Annotated in this window: 11 protein-coding genes and 1 pseudogene; 8 read left to right on the plus strand and 4 right to left on the minus strand. The window is 63.1% G+C overall.

All coding sequences use genetic code 11. The features are described from left to right. Positions 1–197 precede the first annotated feature (197 nt). The 8 genes and pseudogenes from ACQ4MM_RS20825 (at position 198) to tssH (ending at position 9,456) form a co-directional block, all read left to right on the plus strand. The gene (locus tag ACQ4MM_RS20825; protein ID WP_431479148.1) at positions 198–812 is read left to right on the plus strand and encodes a tetratricopeptide repeat protein; all 615 of its coding nucleotides are present in this window, start codon (positions 198–200) and stop codon (positions 810–812) included. 26 nt (positions 813–838) lie between these two features. Further along, positions 839–1,342 carry a type VI secretion system contractile sheath small subunit gene (gene tssB / locus ACQ4MM_RS20830; RefSeq protein ID WP_431479149.1) on the plus strand — a complete coding sequence of 168 codons (504 nt, stop codon included), beginning with the start codon at positions 839–841 and terminating at the stop codon, positions 1,340–1,342. Position 1,343: 1 nt separating this feature from the next. Then, positions 1,344–2,825 carry a type VI secretion system contractile sheath large subunit gene (gene tssC / locus ACQ4MM_RS20835; RefSeq protein ID WP_090442950.1) on the plus strand — a complete coding sequence of 494 codons (1,482 nt, stop codon included), beginning with the start codon at positions 1,344–1,346 and terminating at the stop codon, positions 2,823–2,825. 30 nt (positions 2,826–2,855) lie between these two features. Beyond that, complete coding sequence (locus tag ACQ4MM_RS20840) at positions 2,856–3,347, plus strand: Hcp family type VI secretion system effector (RefSeq protein WP_431479150.1); 492 nt, start codon at positions 2,856–2,858, stop codon at positions 3,345–3,347. 41 nt (positions 3,348–3,388) lie between these two features. Further along, positions 3,389–3,850, plus strand: a complete 462-nt coding sequence (gene tssE, locus ACQ4MM_RS20845) for a type VI secretion system baseplate subunit TssE (protein ID WP_229204772.1) — start codon at positions 3,389–3,391, stop codon at positions 3,848–3,850. Position 3,851: 1 nt separating this feature from the next. Further along, positions 3,852–5,696, plus strand: a complete 1,845-nt coding sequence (tssF, locus tag ACQ4MM_RS20850; protein WP_431479151.1) for a type VI secretion system baseplate subunit TssF — start codon at positions 3,852–3,854, stop codon at positions 5,694–5,696. Beyond that, complete coding sequence (gene tssG, locus ACQ4MM_RS20855) at positions 5,660–6,751, plus strand: type VI secretion system baseplate subunit TssG (RefSeq protein ID WP_431479152.1); 1,092 nt, start codon at positions 5,660–5,662, stop codon at positions 6,749–6,751. Before tssF ends, tssG begins: the two co-directional genes overlap by 37 nt. 10 nt (positions 6,752–6,761) lie before the next feature. After that, a pseudogene (tssH, locus tag ACQ4MM_RS20860) lies at positions 6,762–9,456 on the plus strand (type VI secretion system ATPase TssH). Here tssH and tssA read toward each other — a convergent pair. Genes tssA through tssM form a run of 4 tightly spaced genes read right to left on the minus strand, consistent with a single transcriptional unit; the run spans position 9,457 to position 16,064 of the window. Then, positions 9,457–10,497, minus strand: coding sequence for a type VI secretion system protein TssA (gene tssA / locus ACQ4MM_RS20865; RefSeq protein ID WP_431479153.1), 1,041 nt, complete (start codon positions 10,495–10,497; stop codon positions 9,457–9,459). A gap of 14 nt (positions 10,498–10,511) precedes the next feature. Next, positions 10,512–11,261: an OmpA family protein gene (locus ACQ4MM_RS20870; RefSeq protein WP_431479154.1), complete on the minus strand. Its 750-nt coding sequence runs from the start codon at positions 11,259–11,261 to the stop codon at positions 10,512–10,514. 1 nt (position 11,262) lies between these two features. After that, the gene (gene tagF, locus ACQ4MM_RS20875) at positions 11,263–12,240 is read right to left on the minus strand and encodes a type VI secretion system-associated protein TagF (RefSeq protein WP_431479155.1); all 978 of its coding nucleotides are present in this window, start codon (positions 12,238–12,240) and stop codon (positions 11,263–11,265) included. Beyond that, on the minus strand, positions 12,237–16,064 hold the full coding sequence (gene tssM / locus ACQ4MM_RS20880; RefSeq protein WP_431479211.1) for a type VI secretion system membrane subunit TssM: 3,828 nt from the start codon (positions 16,062–16,064) through the stop codon (positions 12,237–12,239). The genes tagF and tssM overlap by 4 nt, the downstream gene beginning before the upstream one ends. Between the last annotated feature and the right edge of the window lie 19 nt (positions 16,065–16,083).

The raw sequence follows: 16,083 nt of genomic DNA on the forward strand, positions 1-16,083 counted from the left end.
CCTTCTGACAATTGTTTTCTGGTAAGTGCCAGAACAATAACATCTCCTTGGAAAGCCTGTATTAAAAGGCTCAATCGTGCGCAGGGGTGTGAATATTGGTGAGATTCAATTGTGCGTGGGTAATATTTTTTTTCTGCTAACGTTCGTCGCACGCAACTATTGTAAAAAAGCTATTTGTCCGTTTGATGAGGTTAGTTATGAAAAAAATCACTGTTATCTCCCGCATTTTGTGCATCGCAGCAATTGCTGCTTCCCTGTCTGCTTGCCAGACCACCGGCCCCAAGGTCGCCACTACGGTAAAGCCGAAGCTGGAGGACATGCTGGCCCGGGCTACCGAAGCCAAGGTGGCCGGTAAACAAGAACAGGCCATCACCCTGTGGAAGGAAACCGCCACGGCATATCCCGCCGACAAATCGCCTTGGGTGAACATCGCCCAGTCCCGCTATGACGCAGGGCAATATGGCGAAGCGATCGTGAGCGCCCAGGAGATCCTGGTACGTGATCCGTCCGACCAACTGGCCAACAGCATCATTGCGATTTCCGGTTTGCGCCTGTCGACCCGTGCGCTGGGAGACCTGAGCCGCCAGAACAACCTGTCCGGTTCCATCCGTACCGAGTCGCAGGACCTGGCCAAGCTGCTGCGCGAGAGCCTGGGCGAATCCGTGCTGGTGCCGAATGCCGATAAAAAGCCGCAAGCCCGCAGCAACAATGCCGCTGTCAATGCCGCTACCAATGCGGTCCGCGGCAAGGCCCAGGCAGTAAAACCGCCTGCATCGACCCCTAGCGCCGACCCATTCGGCGCACTGAAATAACCACCAAGTCCAAAGAAGGAGAAGCCATGTCCAAAAACGAAAGCGTCCAGAAGCGCCTGCAGAAAATCCGTCCGCCACGGGTCCAGATGACCTATGACGTGGAAATCGGCGACGCAATCGAAAACAAGGAACTGCCCTTTGTGATGGGGGTTGTCGGCGATTTCGGCGGCAATTCCGAGGTGGAGAAAAAGCGCCTGAAGGACCGCAGCTTCGTCAACATCGACCGCGACAACTTCGATGAAGTGATGAAGGGCGTGGAACCGCGCGCCGCCTTCCGCGTGCCGAATGAGCTGGGCGGCGAAGGCCAGTTCGGCGTCGACCTGAAGTTCAAGGCCATTTCGGACTTCCGTCCGGAGTCGGTGGTGGAGCAGGTGGAACCGCTGCGTCAACTGCTGGAAGCGCGCAACAAGCTGGCCGACCTGCGCAACAAGCTGGCCGGCAACGACAAGCTGGAAGATTTACTGAACGACGTGCTGCGCAGCACCGAGAAGCTGGCCGAACTGGGCCAGAAGTCCGAAAAAGGAGAATGAGATGTCGGCCCAACTGAACGCCGGCGGTGCACTGGCCACCGCGGAAGTTAACCTGCTTGACCAGATCGTCGAGCAAAGCAAGGTCGCCAAATCGACCACCGAGCACGCGCGCGCCAAAGACATCATCGCCGAGCTGGCGCAGCAAGTCATGGCCGGCACCGTGGTGGTGTCGGACAACCTGGCCGCCACCATTGACGCCCGTGTGGCGGAACTGGACCGCCTGATCTCCTCGCAGCTGTCGGTCATCATGCACGCGCCGGAATTCCAGAAGCTGGAAAGCAGCTGGACCGGCCTGCATTACCTGGTCAAGAACAGTGCCACCAGCACCGGCCTGAAGATCAAGATGCTGAACGCGACCAAGCGGGAACTGGTCAAGGACTTTCAAGGGGCGCTGGAATTCGACCAGAGCTCCATGTTCAAGAAGGTCTACGAGGAAGAATTCGGCACCTTCGGTGGCGCGCCATTCGGCGCCTTGCTGGGTGATTTCGAAATCACCCGCCAGCCGGAAGACATGTACTTCATCGAGCAGATGTCGCACGTGGCAGCTGCCGCCCACGCGCCTTTCATCAGCTCCGCTTCGCCTGAGCTGTTCGGCCTGGAGACGTACTCCGACCTGGGCAAGCCGCGCGACCTGTCGAAGGTCTTCGATACCGTGGAATACGCCAAGTGGAAGTCGTTCCGCGAGTCCGAAGATTCGCGCTACGTCGGCCTGACGCTGCCGCGCTTCCTGGGCCGCCTGCCGTTCAATCCGGCCGACGGTGCCACCGTGGAAGGCTTCAACTACGTGGAAGACGTGGACGGCACCGACCACGAGAAGTACCTGTGGTGTAACGCCGCCTACGCCTTCGGCGTGCGCCTGACCCGCGCCTTCGAAGACTTCGGCTGGTGCGCCGCCATCCGCGGCGTGGAAGGCGGCGGCCTGGTGGAAGACCTGCCAACCCACACCTTCAAGACCGACGAAGGCGAAGTCGCGCTGAAATGCCCGACCGAAATCGCTATTACCGACCGCCGCGAGAAAGAGCTGAGCGACCTTGGCTTCATCTCGCTGGTGCATTGCAAGAACACCGACTACGCGGCCTTCTTCGGCGCGCAGTCCGCGCAGAAAGCGCGCAAGTACAACACCGACGCTGCCAACGCCAACGCCGTGCTGTCGGCCCAGCTGCAGTACATCTTCGCCGTGTCCCGCATCGCCCACTACATGAAGGCCATGATGCGCGACAAGATCGGCAGCTTCGCCGCTGCTGCCAACGTCGAGGACTACCTGAACCGCTGGCTGACCCAGTACGTGCTGTTGGACGATAACGCCAGCCAGGAGCAAAAAGCGCAGTTCCCACTGCGTGAAGCTAACGTGCAAGTGTCTGAAGTGCCTGGCCGTCCAGGCGTGTATCGCGCTGTGTCCTTCCTGCGTCCCCACTTCCAGCTCGACGAGCTGTCCGTCTCACTCCGTCTGGTCGCGGAGCTGCCGCAATCGACCAAGTCTTAATTTTTATTTTTCAACACAGAAAGGAATACCATGGCAATCGACGTTTACCTGCAAATCGACGGCATCAAAGGCGAGTCCACCGATACCGCCCACAAGGATTGGATCGAAGTTAAATCCGTCCAGTGGGAAGTCCTGCAGCCAAAGTCGGCCACCGCATCTACTGGCGGCGGCCACACCGCGGAACGCACCGAGCACCGCGATATCGTTGTTTCCAAGCTGGCCGACCTGGCTTCGCCACTGCTGCTGCAGAATTGCTCCTCGGGCAAAACCCTGCCAAAAGCAAAAATCGAATTCATGCGTGCTGACGGCCAGGGCGACCGCGTCAAGTACTTCGAAATCGAACTGGAAAACGTGCTGATCTCCAGCGTGGCTCCAGAAGTTCGCCAGGGCGACATCCTGGGCGAAGACGTTTCGCTGAAGTACTCCAAAGTCAAGTGGAAGTACACCCAGCAGAAAGTCAACGGCGGCACCGGTGGCAACACCTCGGGCGGCTGGGACCTGTCGTCCAACAAAGTAGCTTAAGCGGGGACTGAATGACGGTAAGGGGATTTGCACCGGGGCTGATGGACCGGTTGCTCCAGCCTGGCGACGGCTCCGGCAGTGCGGCCGTCTACCGGATGTCGCTCGACGAGATGAAAGACTCCGTCGCGCGCGACCTGGAAGCATTGCTGAATACCCGCACCGTCATCCCTGAGCATCTGCTCAAACGCTTTCCGGAGTGCGGTCGCTCCATCGTCAGCTATGGGCTGAACGATTTCGCCGGCATGTCGCTGGCGAGCCCGGACGACCGCGCTGCCATTTGCCAGGGGCTGGAACGTGCCATCGCACGGCACGAACCGCGCCTGCGCAATGTACGGGCTTCACTTGAAATGCAAGAGGGCGGCATCGACCGCCTGAATTTCGCCATTACGGCGTTGCTGGTGCTGCACGCAGCACAGGAACCGGTCAACTTCGACGCGGTCCTGACACCATCCAGCCTGCAATACACGATTAGCAAGGCACGCCGCGCGCTGCCGGGAGCTTGATTTGGAAGAGTTACTGCCGTACTACGAGCGCGAACTAGGATTCCTGCGGCGCTATGCGCGCGAATTCGCCGAGCGCTACCCCAAGATTGCCGGCCGCCTGTTGATCGGCGGCGAGGTATGCGAAGACCCGCATATCGAACGCATGATCCAGTCCTTCGCGTTGCTGAATTCGCGCGTGTCGAAGCGGCTGGACGACGATTACCCCGAATTTACCGAAGCGCTTTTCGAAGTGCTTTATCCGCACTACCTGCGCCCGTTTCCATCCTGCTCGATCGCACGCATGGACTATGCCGCTACCGCCGCCCAGCTGACTGCGGCCAGCGAGATTGCGCGCGGGACGGTGCTCAACACGCGGCCCGTCAACGGCGTCGCCTGTACTTTCCGCACTTCCTATCCGGTGACGGTGGCGCCGCTGGAGTTGAGCCGGGCCTCGTTTACGGCCGCGCTGGCGCCGCCGGAAGCGGTGCAGCTGCCGCCAGGGGCCGGCGCCGGGCTGGCGATCACGCTCGATTCATTGTCCGAGCAGATCGGCCTGCCTGCCATGGAGGTGTCCAGCCTGCGCGTCTTCATCGACGGCGAGCCTTCGTTCTGCGCCGCCTTGCGCGATGCGCTGTTCATGCGCAGCGCCAAGGCCTGGGTCGAGTGCGACGGCAACGGCCGCTGGCTGCCGCTGGCGCGGATTCCCGTCGCCGCGGCCGGCTTTGAAGAGGAAGATGCGCTGATCGACTTTTCGGCGCGCTCGCACCAGGCATACCGCCTGCTGACCGAATATTTCTGCTTCCCCGAGAAATTCAATTTCTTCGATATTGACCTGGCGGCCCTGTGCGCGCTGCTGCCGATCGGCACCAAGCGCCTGACGCTGCATATCGCCATGACCGGCCTGCGCCCGGATTCGCATGTGGCGCGCATGCTGTCCACGCTGAGCACCAATAACCTGCTGCTGGGCTGCACGCCGGTGGTCAACCTGTTCCGCCAGCGCGGCGAGCCGATTCGCATCTCGCATACCGCCGCCAGCTATCCGGTGCTGGCCGATGCGCGCCGCGCTTATGCCTACGAGGTGTATGCCATTGATGCGGTGCGCATGGTGCGCCAGACGCCGCAGGGCGAATCGATCGTGGAATTCCGGCCGTTCTACTCGCTGCGCCACGGCGAAACGCCGGAAAAGCATGGCCACTACTGGGTGATGCGGCGCGATGAACAGATGGCGCACAAAAGCCCCGGCTATGAAACCGAGATCACCATCGTCGATATCGACTTCGATCCGGCGGCGGTGGAAACCGACACCCTGAGCCTGCAACTGAGCTGCACCAACCGCGACCTGCCGGCTTCGCTGGCCTACGGCCTGCGCGGCGGCGACCTGTTCCTGGAAGGCGGCTCCAGCGTGCGCAGCATCAGCTTCCTGCGCAAGCCGACGCCTTCCCATCGCTTCGACCGCGGGCACGGAGCGCACTGGCGCCTGGTGTCGCACCTGTCGCTGAATCATTTGTCGCTGTCCGGCGGCGGCCTGGAAGCGTTCCAGGAAATGCTGGGACTCTACGACCTGCCGCGCTCCGCCTCCACACAGCGCCAGATCCGCGGCCTGGAATCGGTGGAATACAAGCCGGCCAATGCCTGGCTGGCGGGGAATCCGTTCGCCTGCGTGGTGCGCGGCATGGAAGTTCGGCTGACAATCGATGAAGAGGCATTCGTCGGCAGCGGCATCCATGCTTTCGCCCAGGTGATCGAACGCTTCCTGGGGCTGTACGTGCATGCCAACAGCTTTACGCAACTGGTCGTCGTGGCCGAGAGGACTGGGGAGGAGCTGTTGCGATGCACACCGCGAAGCGGCGATTTGAGCCTGCTGTAATCGAGCGCCTGTTCGCCGAGCCGTTCCGCTTCCAGTTCTTCCAGGCGGTGCGGATGGTCGAGCTATGGCTGCGCCGCAATGGCGTTGCGCAGGAGGGCGCGGTGGCGAACTTCATGCGCTTCCAGAACTCGGTTACGCTGCGCTTCCCGGCCAGCCAGCTCGAGTCGCTGCACCCCGAACCGCGCGAAATCCTGCCTACCGCGACGGCCCTGACCGACGCCTTGCAGAGCAAGCAGCTGCGCTACCTGCGCATGACGCCTAATTTCATGGGCTTCCTGGGCAGCGCCGGCGCTTTGCCGTCCCATTACACGGAATCCATCGCGACGCACCAGTTATACGCCAAAGACGAAGGGCCGCGTGCCTTCCTCGACGCGTTTTCGACGCGTTCGCTGTCGCTGTTTTACGAGGCTTGGCGCAAGTACCGGCTGGAACTCAAGTACCAGGTCGATGGGCAGGACCGCTTCCTGCCGCTGCTGCTGGCATTGGGCGGGCTTGGCAACAAGGGTCTGACGCAAAGGCTGTCCGGTCGCGACGCCCGGGCTTCCGGCGAAGTGCGTGACGAGACATTGGCTTACTTTGCCACGGCCCTGCGCCAGCGCCCGGCCTCGGCGTCGACCATGGCGCGCGTGCTGGGCGAGTACTTCCGCGTAGGTATCGCGGCAACCCAGTTCGTCGGCTGCTGGTGCACTGTGCCGGCGCTGCAGCAGACCGTGCTGGGGGGCGTGCAGGCGCAGTTGGGCGCAACTGCCATGATCGGCTCGCGCGTCTGGCAGCGCGACCTGCGCATGCGCCTGACCATCGGCCCTTTGCGGCGCACCGACTTCGACGCTTTCCTGCCCGGCGGCACCGCGGCACGTGCGCTGGAAAAGCTGCTGACGATGTTCACCGGCGTGTCGCTGGAATACGAAATCTGCCTGGTGCTGCGCGCCGAAGACGTCTGCGGGGCGTCGCTTGGCGCCGGTGCGCGGCTGGGCTGGGACAGTTTTATACCGGACGAGGGTGCAAATGAAGACCGCACCGATGTCCGCTACTTCATCCATGGATTAACAATGTGAGGACCGCTCGATGAGCATCAACCTGAAAACCCTGATCGGGAAATTGAACGACACCTGCCGCAATGCGGCCACCCGCGCGGCCAGCATTTGCGTCGGCCTTGGCCAGTATGAAGTAGACCAGGAACACCTGCTGCTGGCATTGCTGGAAAATCCGCGCAGCGACATGGTGGCGCTGGCGCGCCATTTCGAAGTCGACACCAGCCGCCTGCAAGCCGACCTGCAGGCCGAGATTGCGCGCTTCCGCAGCGGCAACGCGCGCACCCCGGTATTCTCGGCGCGCCTGCCGAAACTGTTCGAAAACGCCTGGCTGATCGCCTCGCTCGACCTGCAGGCCGGCCAGCAAGTCTTCATCCGCAGCGGCCACCTGCTGCAGGCCATGCTGACGGACCCGGAACTGTCGCAGCTCGCATACCGCAGCTCGGCGCTGTTCCATCGCTTCGAGTCGGACGATATCAAGCACCACCTGGACAAGCTGACCGCCAATTCGGAAGAAGCCGAGGCGGCAGCTGCCACGCGCGCCGCAGGAACCGGCGGCGAAGGCTCGCTGGGCGGTGACCCGGTCGGCGAGATGCAGCAGCCGGCCGGCAAGACCCCGGCACTGGACCAGTTCACCACCAACCTGACCGAGCGCGCACGCGCCGGCAAGGTGGACCCTGTGATCGGACGCGATGCGGAAATCCGCCAGGCGATCGACATCCTGATGCGCCGCCGCCAGAACAATCCGATCCTGACCGGCGAGGCCGGCGTCGGCAAGACTGCCGTGGTGGAAGGCCTGGCCTTGCGTATTTCGCAGGGCGACGTGCCTGATGTGCTGAAAGGCGTGTCGATCCACACCCTGGATATGGGCCTGCTGCAGGCCGGCGCCAGCGTCAAGGGCGAATTCGAGAACCGCCTGAAGAACGTGATCGACGAAGTGCGCAAGAGCCCGACGCCGATCATCCTGTTCATCGACGAGGCGCACACCATGATCGGTGCCGGCGGCCAGGCCGGACAGAACGACGCGGCCAACCTGCTCAAACCTGCGCTGGCACGCGGCGAGCTGCGCACCATCGCAGCCACCACCTGGGGCGAGTACAAGAAGTACTTCGAGAAGGATGCCGCGCTGGCGCGCCGCTTCCAGGTCATCAAGGTTGAAGAACCGAGCGAGGAACTGGCTTGCGCCATGCTGCGCGGCATGGCGCCGTTGATGGAACAGCATTTCAATGTGCGCATCTTCGACGAGGCAATCACGGAAGCCGTGCGCCTGTCGCATCGCTATATCATGGGCCGCCAGCTGCCGGACAAGGCGATCAGCGTGCTGGACACCGCCTGCGCCAAAGTGGCGCTGGGCCAGAGCGCCACGCCGGCCCTGATCGAGTCGCTGCAGCGCCGCCTGGAACGCATTGCTGCGGAAACTGGCGCGTTGGAGCGCGAATTGGCTGGCGGCGGTGCGCACCAAGAACGCCTGCAGGAACTGGCCGACAGCCGCAGCGCGGCGCAGGAAGAACTGGCGGCGCTGCAAGCGCGCTGGGAGCAGGAAAAGGCAATCGCAGCCCAGATCGGCGAGGCGCGTGCCAATGTCGAGAAGGCGGCCGCCGGGCAGGCGGGGGGGCGACGATACTGGCGGCGCAGCGAGCCAAGCGCATGACATCCAGGCCCTGCTGAAGGAACTGCGCGCGCTGCAAGGCGAAGCGCCGATGGTGCCGGTGCAGGTGGACGGCAACGTGGTGGCGGAAATCGTCGCCGGCTGGACCGGCATCCCGCTCGGCAAGATGGTGAAAAACGAAATCCAGGCCGTGCTGAAGCTGCGTCCGGCGCTGGAAGAGCGCGTGATCGGCCAGCCGCACGCCATCGAAGCGGTGGCGCAGCGCGTGCGCACGGCGCGCGCCAATCTGGACGATCCGAACAAACCGAAAGGCGTATTCCTGTTCGTCGGCCCATCCGGCATCGGCAAGACCGAAACCGCGCTGGCCCTGGCCGATGCGCTGTACGGCGGCGAGCGCAAGATGGTCACCATCAATATGAGCGAGTACCAGGAAGCGCACAGCGTCTCCGGCCTGAAAGGCTCGCCGCCAGGCTACGTCGGCTACGGCGAGGGCGGTGTGCTGACTGAAGCGGTGCGCCGCAACCCGTACAGCGTGGTGCTGCTGGATGAAGTGGAAAAGGCCCACCCGGACGTGCTGGAGCTCTTCTTCCAGGTGTTCGACAAGGGCGTGATGGATGACGCTGAAGGCCGCGAAATCGACTTCCGCAATACCATCATCATCCTGACCTCCAACGTCGGCTCAGCAACCATGATGCAGGCTTGCCTGAACAAGGAAGCGGAAGAGATGCCGTCGCCGGAAGAACTGGAAGCGGCGATCCGCCCGCAACTGGTGAAAGCGTTCAAGCCAGCCTTCCTAGGCCGCCTGAAAGTGGTGCCGTACTACCCGCTGGGCGACGACGTCCTGGCCAGCATCATCACCCTGAAACTGGACCGCATCGGCCAGCGCGTGGCCGCCAACCACAAGGCGACCTTCCATTACGACGATACGCTGGTGGAAGCCGTGCTGGCGCGTTGCACCGAAGTCGATTCCGGCGCCCGTAACGTGGACAATATCCTGAATGGCACGCTGCTGCCCGAGGTTGCGGAAGCGGTGCTGGCGAAGATGGCGGAGGGAAGTGCGATCGGCCGCATCGAAGTAGCGGCCGACCAGCAGGGGAATTTCAGCTACAGCGTAGTCTGATCAGTTGGACGGGGGGATGCCCAGCATCTCCTCGATATGCTGCAGCGAGTTGGGGTCTTTCACCACGCTGCGCAGCCAGGTGTGCAGGTCCTGTTCACCGGCATCGGCAGCCTTGTCGGCGAAGTACGATACAGGGCTGTGCGGTTCGGTGCGGCGGAAGAAGCTGGCGATCTCGCGCAATTGCGTGATGGCGTGGGAGCGCGAGACGACCGGGCCGCTGGCCTGTGGCGCGATGCCAGCCATTGGCTGCGCAATGATGATCTGCTCGCCCGCCGGCGCCACGCCGAGCGGGGTGCTGACCGTCGCCGGCAAGCCTGCATGCGACGGCATGGCATCGATCATGGCCTGCACCGCATCGCGTGCTGCCGCAAAACCCGGGCTGTCATTGCCCAGGAATTCATCGGACACCTGTTCCAGTTCCTTCAGGGCATCCATGCAATAGCGTGCATCGGTGGCGAACTGTTCGCGGAAGCGCGGCGAATTGCGCGAGCGCGCGGTTTCCATATCGGCCAGCTTTGGCCAATCGGTATTGCGCGCGTGTTCCGGCAGGCTGGCCTGCTTGCGCGCCATATCGAAGTCGATGGCGGAAAAAGCGGTGCCCTGGCCTTCGGTCAACGGCATTTCGCGCAGCAGGGCAGGGGTGCGGCCCAGGATCCAGGCCAGGTTGCCGACGCGCTGCTCCATATCGTCGCCATCCGGCTCCGGATACAGGCCGCTGTTCCAGAATTCGCGGATCAGGCCAGCCAGCAGGCGGAACGATTCGCCCAGGCCTTGCATGCGATGCTGCTTGGCTGCGGCTTCCGTCAGCCAGACCGCCACGCGCAAGTCTTTGCTCTTTTCGCCCAGCAGGGCGCTGCAGCGCTTGACGACGAAGGACCAGTCGGCCTCTTTCAGCTCGGTGACCCACTCGCCCTGTTCCAGCGACGGGTCGTCGAAACGGCGCGCCTGGGCGATGGCGTCGAAGTCGCTGGAGAAGGACAGGTCGTCGCCAGCCGGTTGCGCTGGCGAGATCGGCGCCAGCAGGGTTTCTGCGTTAAACATGGTTATCTCCTCGGTTACTGCGCCATGCGGAATTCAATACGGCGGTTGCGTGCACGGCCTTCCACGGTATCGTTGCTGGCGATCGGACGATCCGGGCCGGAGCCGGATGCGACCAGGGTTTCAGCAGCAATACCCTTGCCGGCCAGGTAGTTGCGCACCGCTTCGGCGCGCGCCTGCGACAGGTTCTGGTTGCTGGTGCGCAGGCCCACGTTGTCGGTATGGCCGATGATTTCCACCTTCTGGCCTTTCAGCTTCAGCATGGCCGCGCCCATTTCGTCGAGGATGACCTTGCCGGTCGGCGTCAGCACGGCCTGGCCGCTTTCGAATTCGACGATACGGTTGGCCAGCGTGCGATCCAGAACGCCCTGGTCGGCCGCCGAGACGCGCAGCCCGTTGGTAACGGTGTAGGTAGGATTGAGGCGGGTGGCAAAGTCGCTGGCAATGCGCTGGCGCTGCGCTTCGTTGGCAACTTCGCCGCGCACGCTGACAGACGTACCGTCGATCTTGAGCTGGCCGCGGCTGACCTGTTTCAGGTCCGGCGTAATCAGCTTTTGCACATAGTCGCCCCAGTTGGCCGGCGTGGTGACCTGGCCCACAGTAATCTGGTCCAGCACCTTGTCGGCGCCATAGACTTCACGCAGCTTGGCCAATACGGCGGTCTTGCTGGCTTCATCGGCCACGGTGCCGCTGGCGACAACCTGGCCGGGTACTTGCGCCTGCACCGCAAAAGCGGCGCACAGCAGGAGGAGGGGAAGGTAACGCATATCAGTTTCCGATAAAGGAAGTACGCAACGAGTCGTACGCAGATTTCAGGGAGAGTCCGGGATTGGCGAGGTAGGCCGATACCTTCTGTATCGCATAGTCTTCGTTGACCTGGTCCTCGACCCAGGCGACGTCGTCGAAGGCAATGTGGTGGCCTTCGCCGACTTGCGGGTCCATGATGCCCAGCAGGGTTTGCGGCGACGCGCCGCTGAAACCCAGTACCAGCACCGGCTTGTCGTCCAGTTTTGTCACGAACAGCGACAGTTCGAAGTCGGCACGCGCCAGGAATGGCGTGACCATGTGCATCCAGAATGCCGCAACCAGGTAGCGGTACATCGGGTCGGTCGGCAACGGCAGCACCAGGCTTTTTTCAAGGCGACTCGAGCTACTGGCCATCACCGGCTGCAGCAGGATGCCCAGCGCCAGCAATACCTGGCGCACGCTGCCGGTAAAGCCGGCCTGCGCCAGCATGGCGTCCAGGCCGCCGACAGTCTGCAGTTCAAGGAAATCGGCGAACGCGGCGTCGTAGGCGCTGGCGCGGGTGTCCAATTCCACCGTATTGCCGTTCAAAGCCTGCAACGGCGCGGCGGCGTCTTCTGCGGACAGAACGCCGCCGCTCAGGTTTTCCAGGCGATTCCACAGGCGCGTCAGCACCAGCGGGCTGTTGGCAGCGAAGGACGACGGTTCGTCGACATCGATGCTACCGGCCATCAGGAACGGGAAACGGCGGCTGGACTGGTCGCTGCTGGCCGCAATATGGCCGGCAATCGCCGCGCGCCGGCGCGGGCCGAACAGCGCGAAATGCAGCGGCTGCACGGCGTCGTACGTCAGCTTCCAGCGCGCGTCGATGCTCAGCATGTCCATCGAACGCGCCATCCAGTCGTCCATCATCTGCAGCACTTTCGGATCGCTGCCGCCTTTGACGAAGTCGGCGCGGCTCGGGATCTTGCCGAAGTAACCGATAGCAGCAGCGCGACTCATTGCGCACCTCCGGCGGCCGCAATCGCTGGCTCGCCACCGGCGCCGGCCGGTGCCGGGCCGCCGACCACGGCGTCAGGCAGGCGCAGTTTGCGGAAGCCCTGGCTGGCCTGGACCGGCGCTGCAACCGGTGCCGGTGCGGAAGGCAACAGGCGCAGGTTGGCTGCCACGGTCACACCGCCGTTGGTCCAGTTCAGCTCAAAGCTGCCGTCCGGACGGCGCTTGCGCTGCGCCGCATCGATCATTTTTTTCAAGCCGAAGTGCCCGTTTTCTTCCAGCACCACCACTTTCCTGCCATCCGGCGTGAAAGCGGTAATGCGCGAACCAGGCACGCCTTGCGGGTTAGGCCATACCATCGACACCCACGGCTGTTGCTGGCCTTTCCAGCGTACCGACTGGCCGTCGATTTCGATGGTGTATTCGCTGACGCCGGTCACGGCGACCGTCTGTAGTTCGAAGCGGGTTTGCGCCTCTTCGCTGCTGGCGGCCTGGTTGGCGACGCCGTTGGCGCTGAGCGGCGCGATCCAGCCCGGGAAGGCGGTAGCGACGGCAGGCGACAGGGTAATGCCCATATTGGCCCAGGTCTTGGCGCTCAGCGCGTCGCCGCGGCGTACCACCAGCGGGCCGATGGTCGTGTTGAAGAATTTTGCCACTGCGCCTTCCGGACCGAACACCTGGCCGATTTCGGCATTGCTTGCTTCCAGCTTGGATTCGGTCGCGAACGGGTATTTGGTTTGCAGGTCGCGGCGGAACGGCTCCAGCACTTGTGCCGCCCACACCTTGTTGATCTCGGCTTCGGTCGGCTGCACGATGACGGCGAAGGTCTGCATCAGCGGTCGCACCAGCAACGGGCGGATAGCCTGTTTCTGCGGGTCGTTCATGCTGACCAGCATTTGCTCGTCGACATATTTCAGGGCGTCAGCCAGTTCGGAGCCGCTGCCGTCCAGCGTCTGCTGCATCAGCTGTTTGGCGCCAGGGCCGGGATCGCCCTGGTTGCGGATCTGGTTGAAGCGCGCGCGCAGTTTGCCCAGGCTGTCCATATAGCCGCGCATCAGCGAGGCATTGTTGTCCTTGACGACCACCAGTTGCGCCACGCCGGAAAACTCCTTGCCGACCGGGCCGAGCGGCAGCGGAGCGCCTGGCTGGCCTTGCGGGTTGGCAGGCAGGTTGATGTTCACCTGCGAAGGCTTCTGGCGCAGGATGGTTTCGCGGAACCAGTCGCCGATGCCGCGCTGGGCGCGCTGCAGGCCGCTATCCAGCAGGGAAGGGTTGTCCCACGAAGTTTCCTGGTACACGGTGGTGACCAGTTTGGAGATCGGCGAAGTCTGCGGATCGCCCAGGCGGTTCATTGCGGCGGCTGCCGCTTCAAAGCCGTTCAGGTCCTTGATCGCCACGCCCTGCAGGAACTTCTGCCATTCCTTGGCATAGTCGTTCTTGTAAAGGTCGACCAGGGCTTTCTGGATCTGCTCAGGGCTGCCTTCCAGCGTCAGGTCGTCCTTGGCTGCGGTTTTCAGCACCCAGTCGGCGCTTTGCAGTTCGTGATTGGCGGCCTCCTTGAAGGCGTCGCGCACATAACCTTCCCATGCCGCGCGGGTGTAGGCGCCGGAAATCGAATAGCTGCCCAGGACCAGTTCGCGGTCCTGGTCGCCAACGATGCGGGCCACGGTCATGGAAGGGAAGCGGGTCGCGGCACGTGCCTTGACGTCGGCATACACACGTTCGCGCGCCGGCATGCCGCGCACCACGCCGCGCAGGGTGTTGCGCGACTGGTCGACCAGGGCCAGGCGGCTGTCGACCGTCGGCCAGGACGGATCGTTGATCTCGGACAGATAGAAGGCGATCAGGCGTTCGGCACTGCGGATCATCTGTTCGCGCGGCATGGCGCCGCGGTTCGATTCCAGCCACACGCGCCAGAAGCGGGTCAGCTGGTCGTTCAGGTGGCTTGCTTCGGCACGGGATTTATCGCCCAGCATCAGGTAGGTCTTCAGCGCGTTGTAGGCGTCTTCCACATTTTCAGGGGAAGCGTCCTTGAACTGCTGCGGCACTGCCGGCGCAGGCGCTGCCGCAGCTGCCACGGTCGCGGATGCCGCGCCTGGCGCTGCAGCGGCGGCAGGCGTCGCAGCGACATTGCGCGCCAGCGGCTGCAGGCGTTCCGCATTGGCATTGACTTCGCCGAGGAAGGTTTCCAGCGATTGGCCAACTGGCTTCAGCATCACTTCACGCACGCCGGCGAAGTATTCCTCGCGCAGCTTGCGTTCCAGATAAGCGCCCTGGTAGAGCCCCAGGCTGACCGACATCGGACGGTTGTCGCGGAAGCGGTCCAGCTGTTCGATACGGTCTTGCAGGATTTCCAGCGCTTCCAGGCGTGCGGCCAGGTCCGGACGCTGTTTCTGCAGCTTGACAACCTTGTCCAGGTCGGCCTGCACATTGGCCACCAGGGTGCGGTTGCCCATGTAGGACCAGCTCCAGCCGCCCAGCAGCAGGCCGCTCAGCGCCACTGCGCCGAAGAAGGCCGCATAACGCATACGCGTCTTGGCCGGGCTGGCGTACTGCGCCACCAGGTTCTTGTCCGCAAAGATCACGTTGCGGAACAGCTTCAGCAGGAAATAACCGTGTTGCTGTTCGCTGCCATGGTGTTCTTCGCGCTGCAGGCTCAGGTCGAAACGCTGCGCCACGCGGTGCGAAGTAGCGGAAACGCCTTCGCCTTCCTGCAGCGCGCTGGTGAAGTAGAAGCCGCGGAACACGGGCTTGAACTGGAATGGATTCTCTTCGAACAGGGTCGCGATGAAGGTGCGCAGCGGTGCCTTGACGGAGTTGAATTCCAGCGGGAAGGTGAAGACGCCGGGCGGCAGGCGTTCGCGCCACTGCAAGGCCATATTGGCCAGGCTCATTTCCTTCAGGCCGTCGTACAACTCGTCGAAGCGCGCATCGAACTGGCGCAGCAAGTCTTCGTTCGGCTGGCTCTTGCTGTAGGGCAGGGTGGCGCCCCACACGCGGTCGCGTTCACCGATTTCCGTATCGTGGAAGAAGTCGGTGAAGCCGTTGATCAGGTCAGCCTTGGTGAAGACGATATAGACCGGGGCGTGCACTTCCAGCTTTTCGGTCAGCTCCTGCACGCGCTGGCGCAGGTTCTTTGCCAGTTCGATCGCGAACTCCGGGCGCTTGCCAGTCAGTTCGGCGATGCTGACGGCGATGATGATGCCGTTGATCGGTGCTTTCTTGCGATACTTCTTCAGCAGGCCGAGGAAGCCGAACCACTCGGCGCGGTCTTCGTCGTTGACCGCATAGCGGCCCGCGGTATCGAGCAGGATGCCGTCGGTAGTGAAGAACCAGTCGCAGTTACGGGTACCGCCCACGCCTTGCACGATGCGGCTGCCGGCCAGCGGGAACTGCAGGCCGGAGTTGGCGATCGCCGTGCTCTTGCCGGCGGCAGGGTTACCAATGATCATGTACCAAGGCAGCTCGTACAACGCCGCGCTGCCCGAGCGCAGGCCCAGCTTGGAGGTCTTGATGGTCTGGATCGCATCCAGCATGCGCTTGCGCAGGGTTTCCGTTTCGTGGCGCGGCGCCGGTTCGGCCTTGGCCGGTGCGGCAACGGCCTGCTGTTCCAGCATGCTGCCCAGTTGGGTGGCGGCACGGCGCGCGCGGTAGCGGCGCCATGACCAGACCATTATGCCAAGCAGCAGGGCGGCTGCCAGCACGGCAAACGCCAGGCTGTAAGGCAATTCCAGCAGTACCGCCGTCACCAGCAGGAATGCCGCGAAGGCAAGCCAGCCGTAGATCAGGAAGGCGGTGCGCGAGGTCAGGATTTCCCGGATTCTGTGCATCATTATTTACTCTTGCAAG

Source organism: Massilia eburnea, assembly GCF_050709955.1.
Taxonomy (GTDB): Bacteria; Pseudomonadota; Gammaproteobacteria; order Burkholderiales; family Burkholderiaceae_D; genus Rugamonas; species Rugamonas eburnea_A.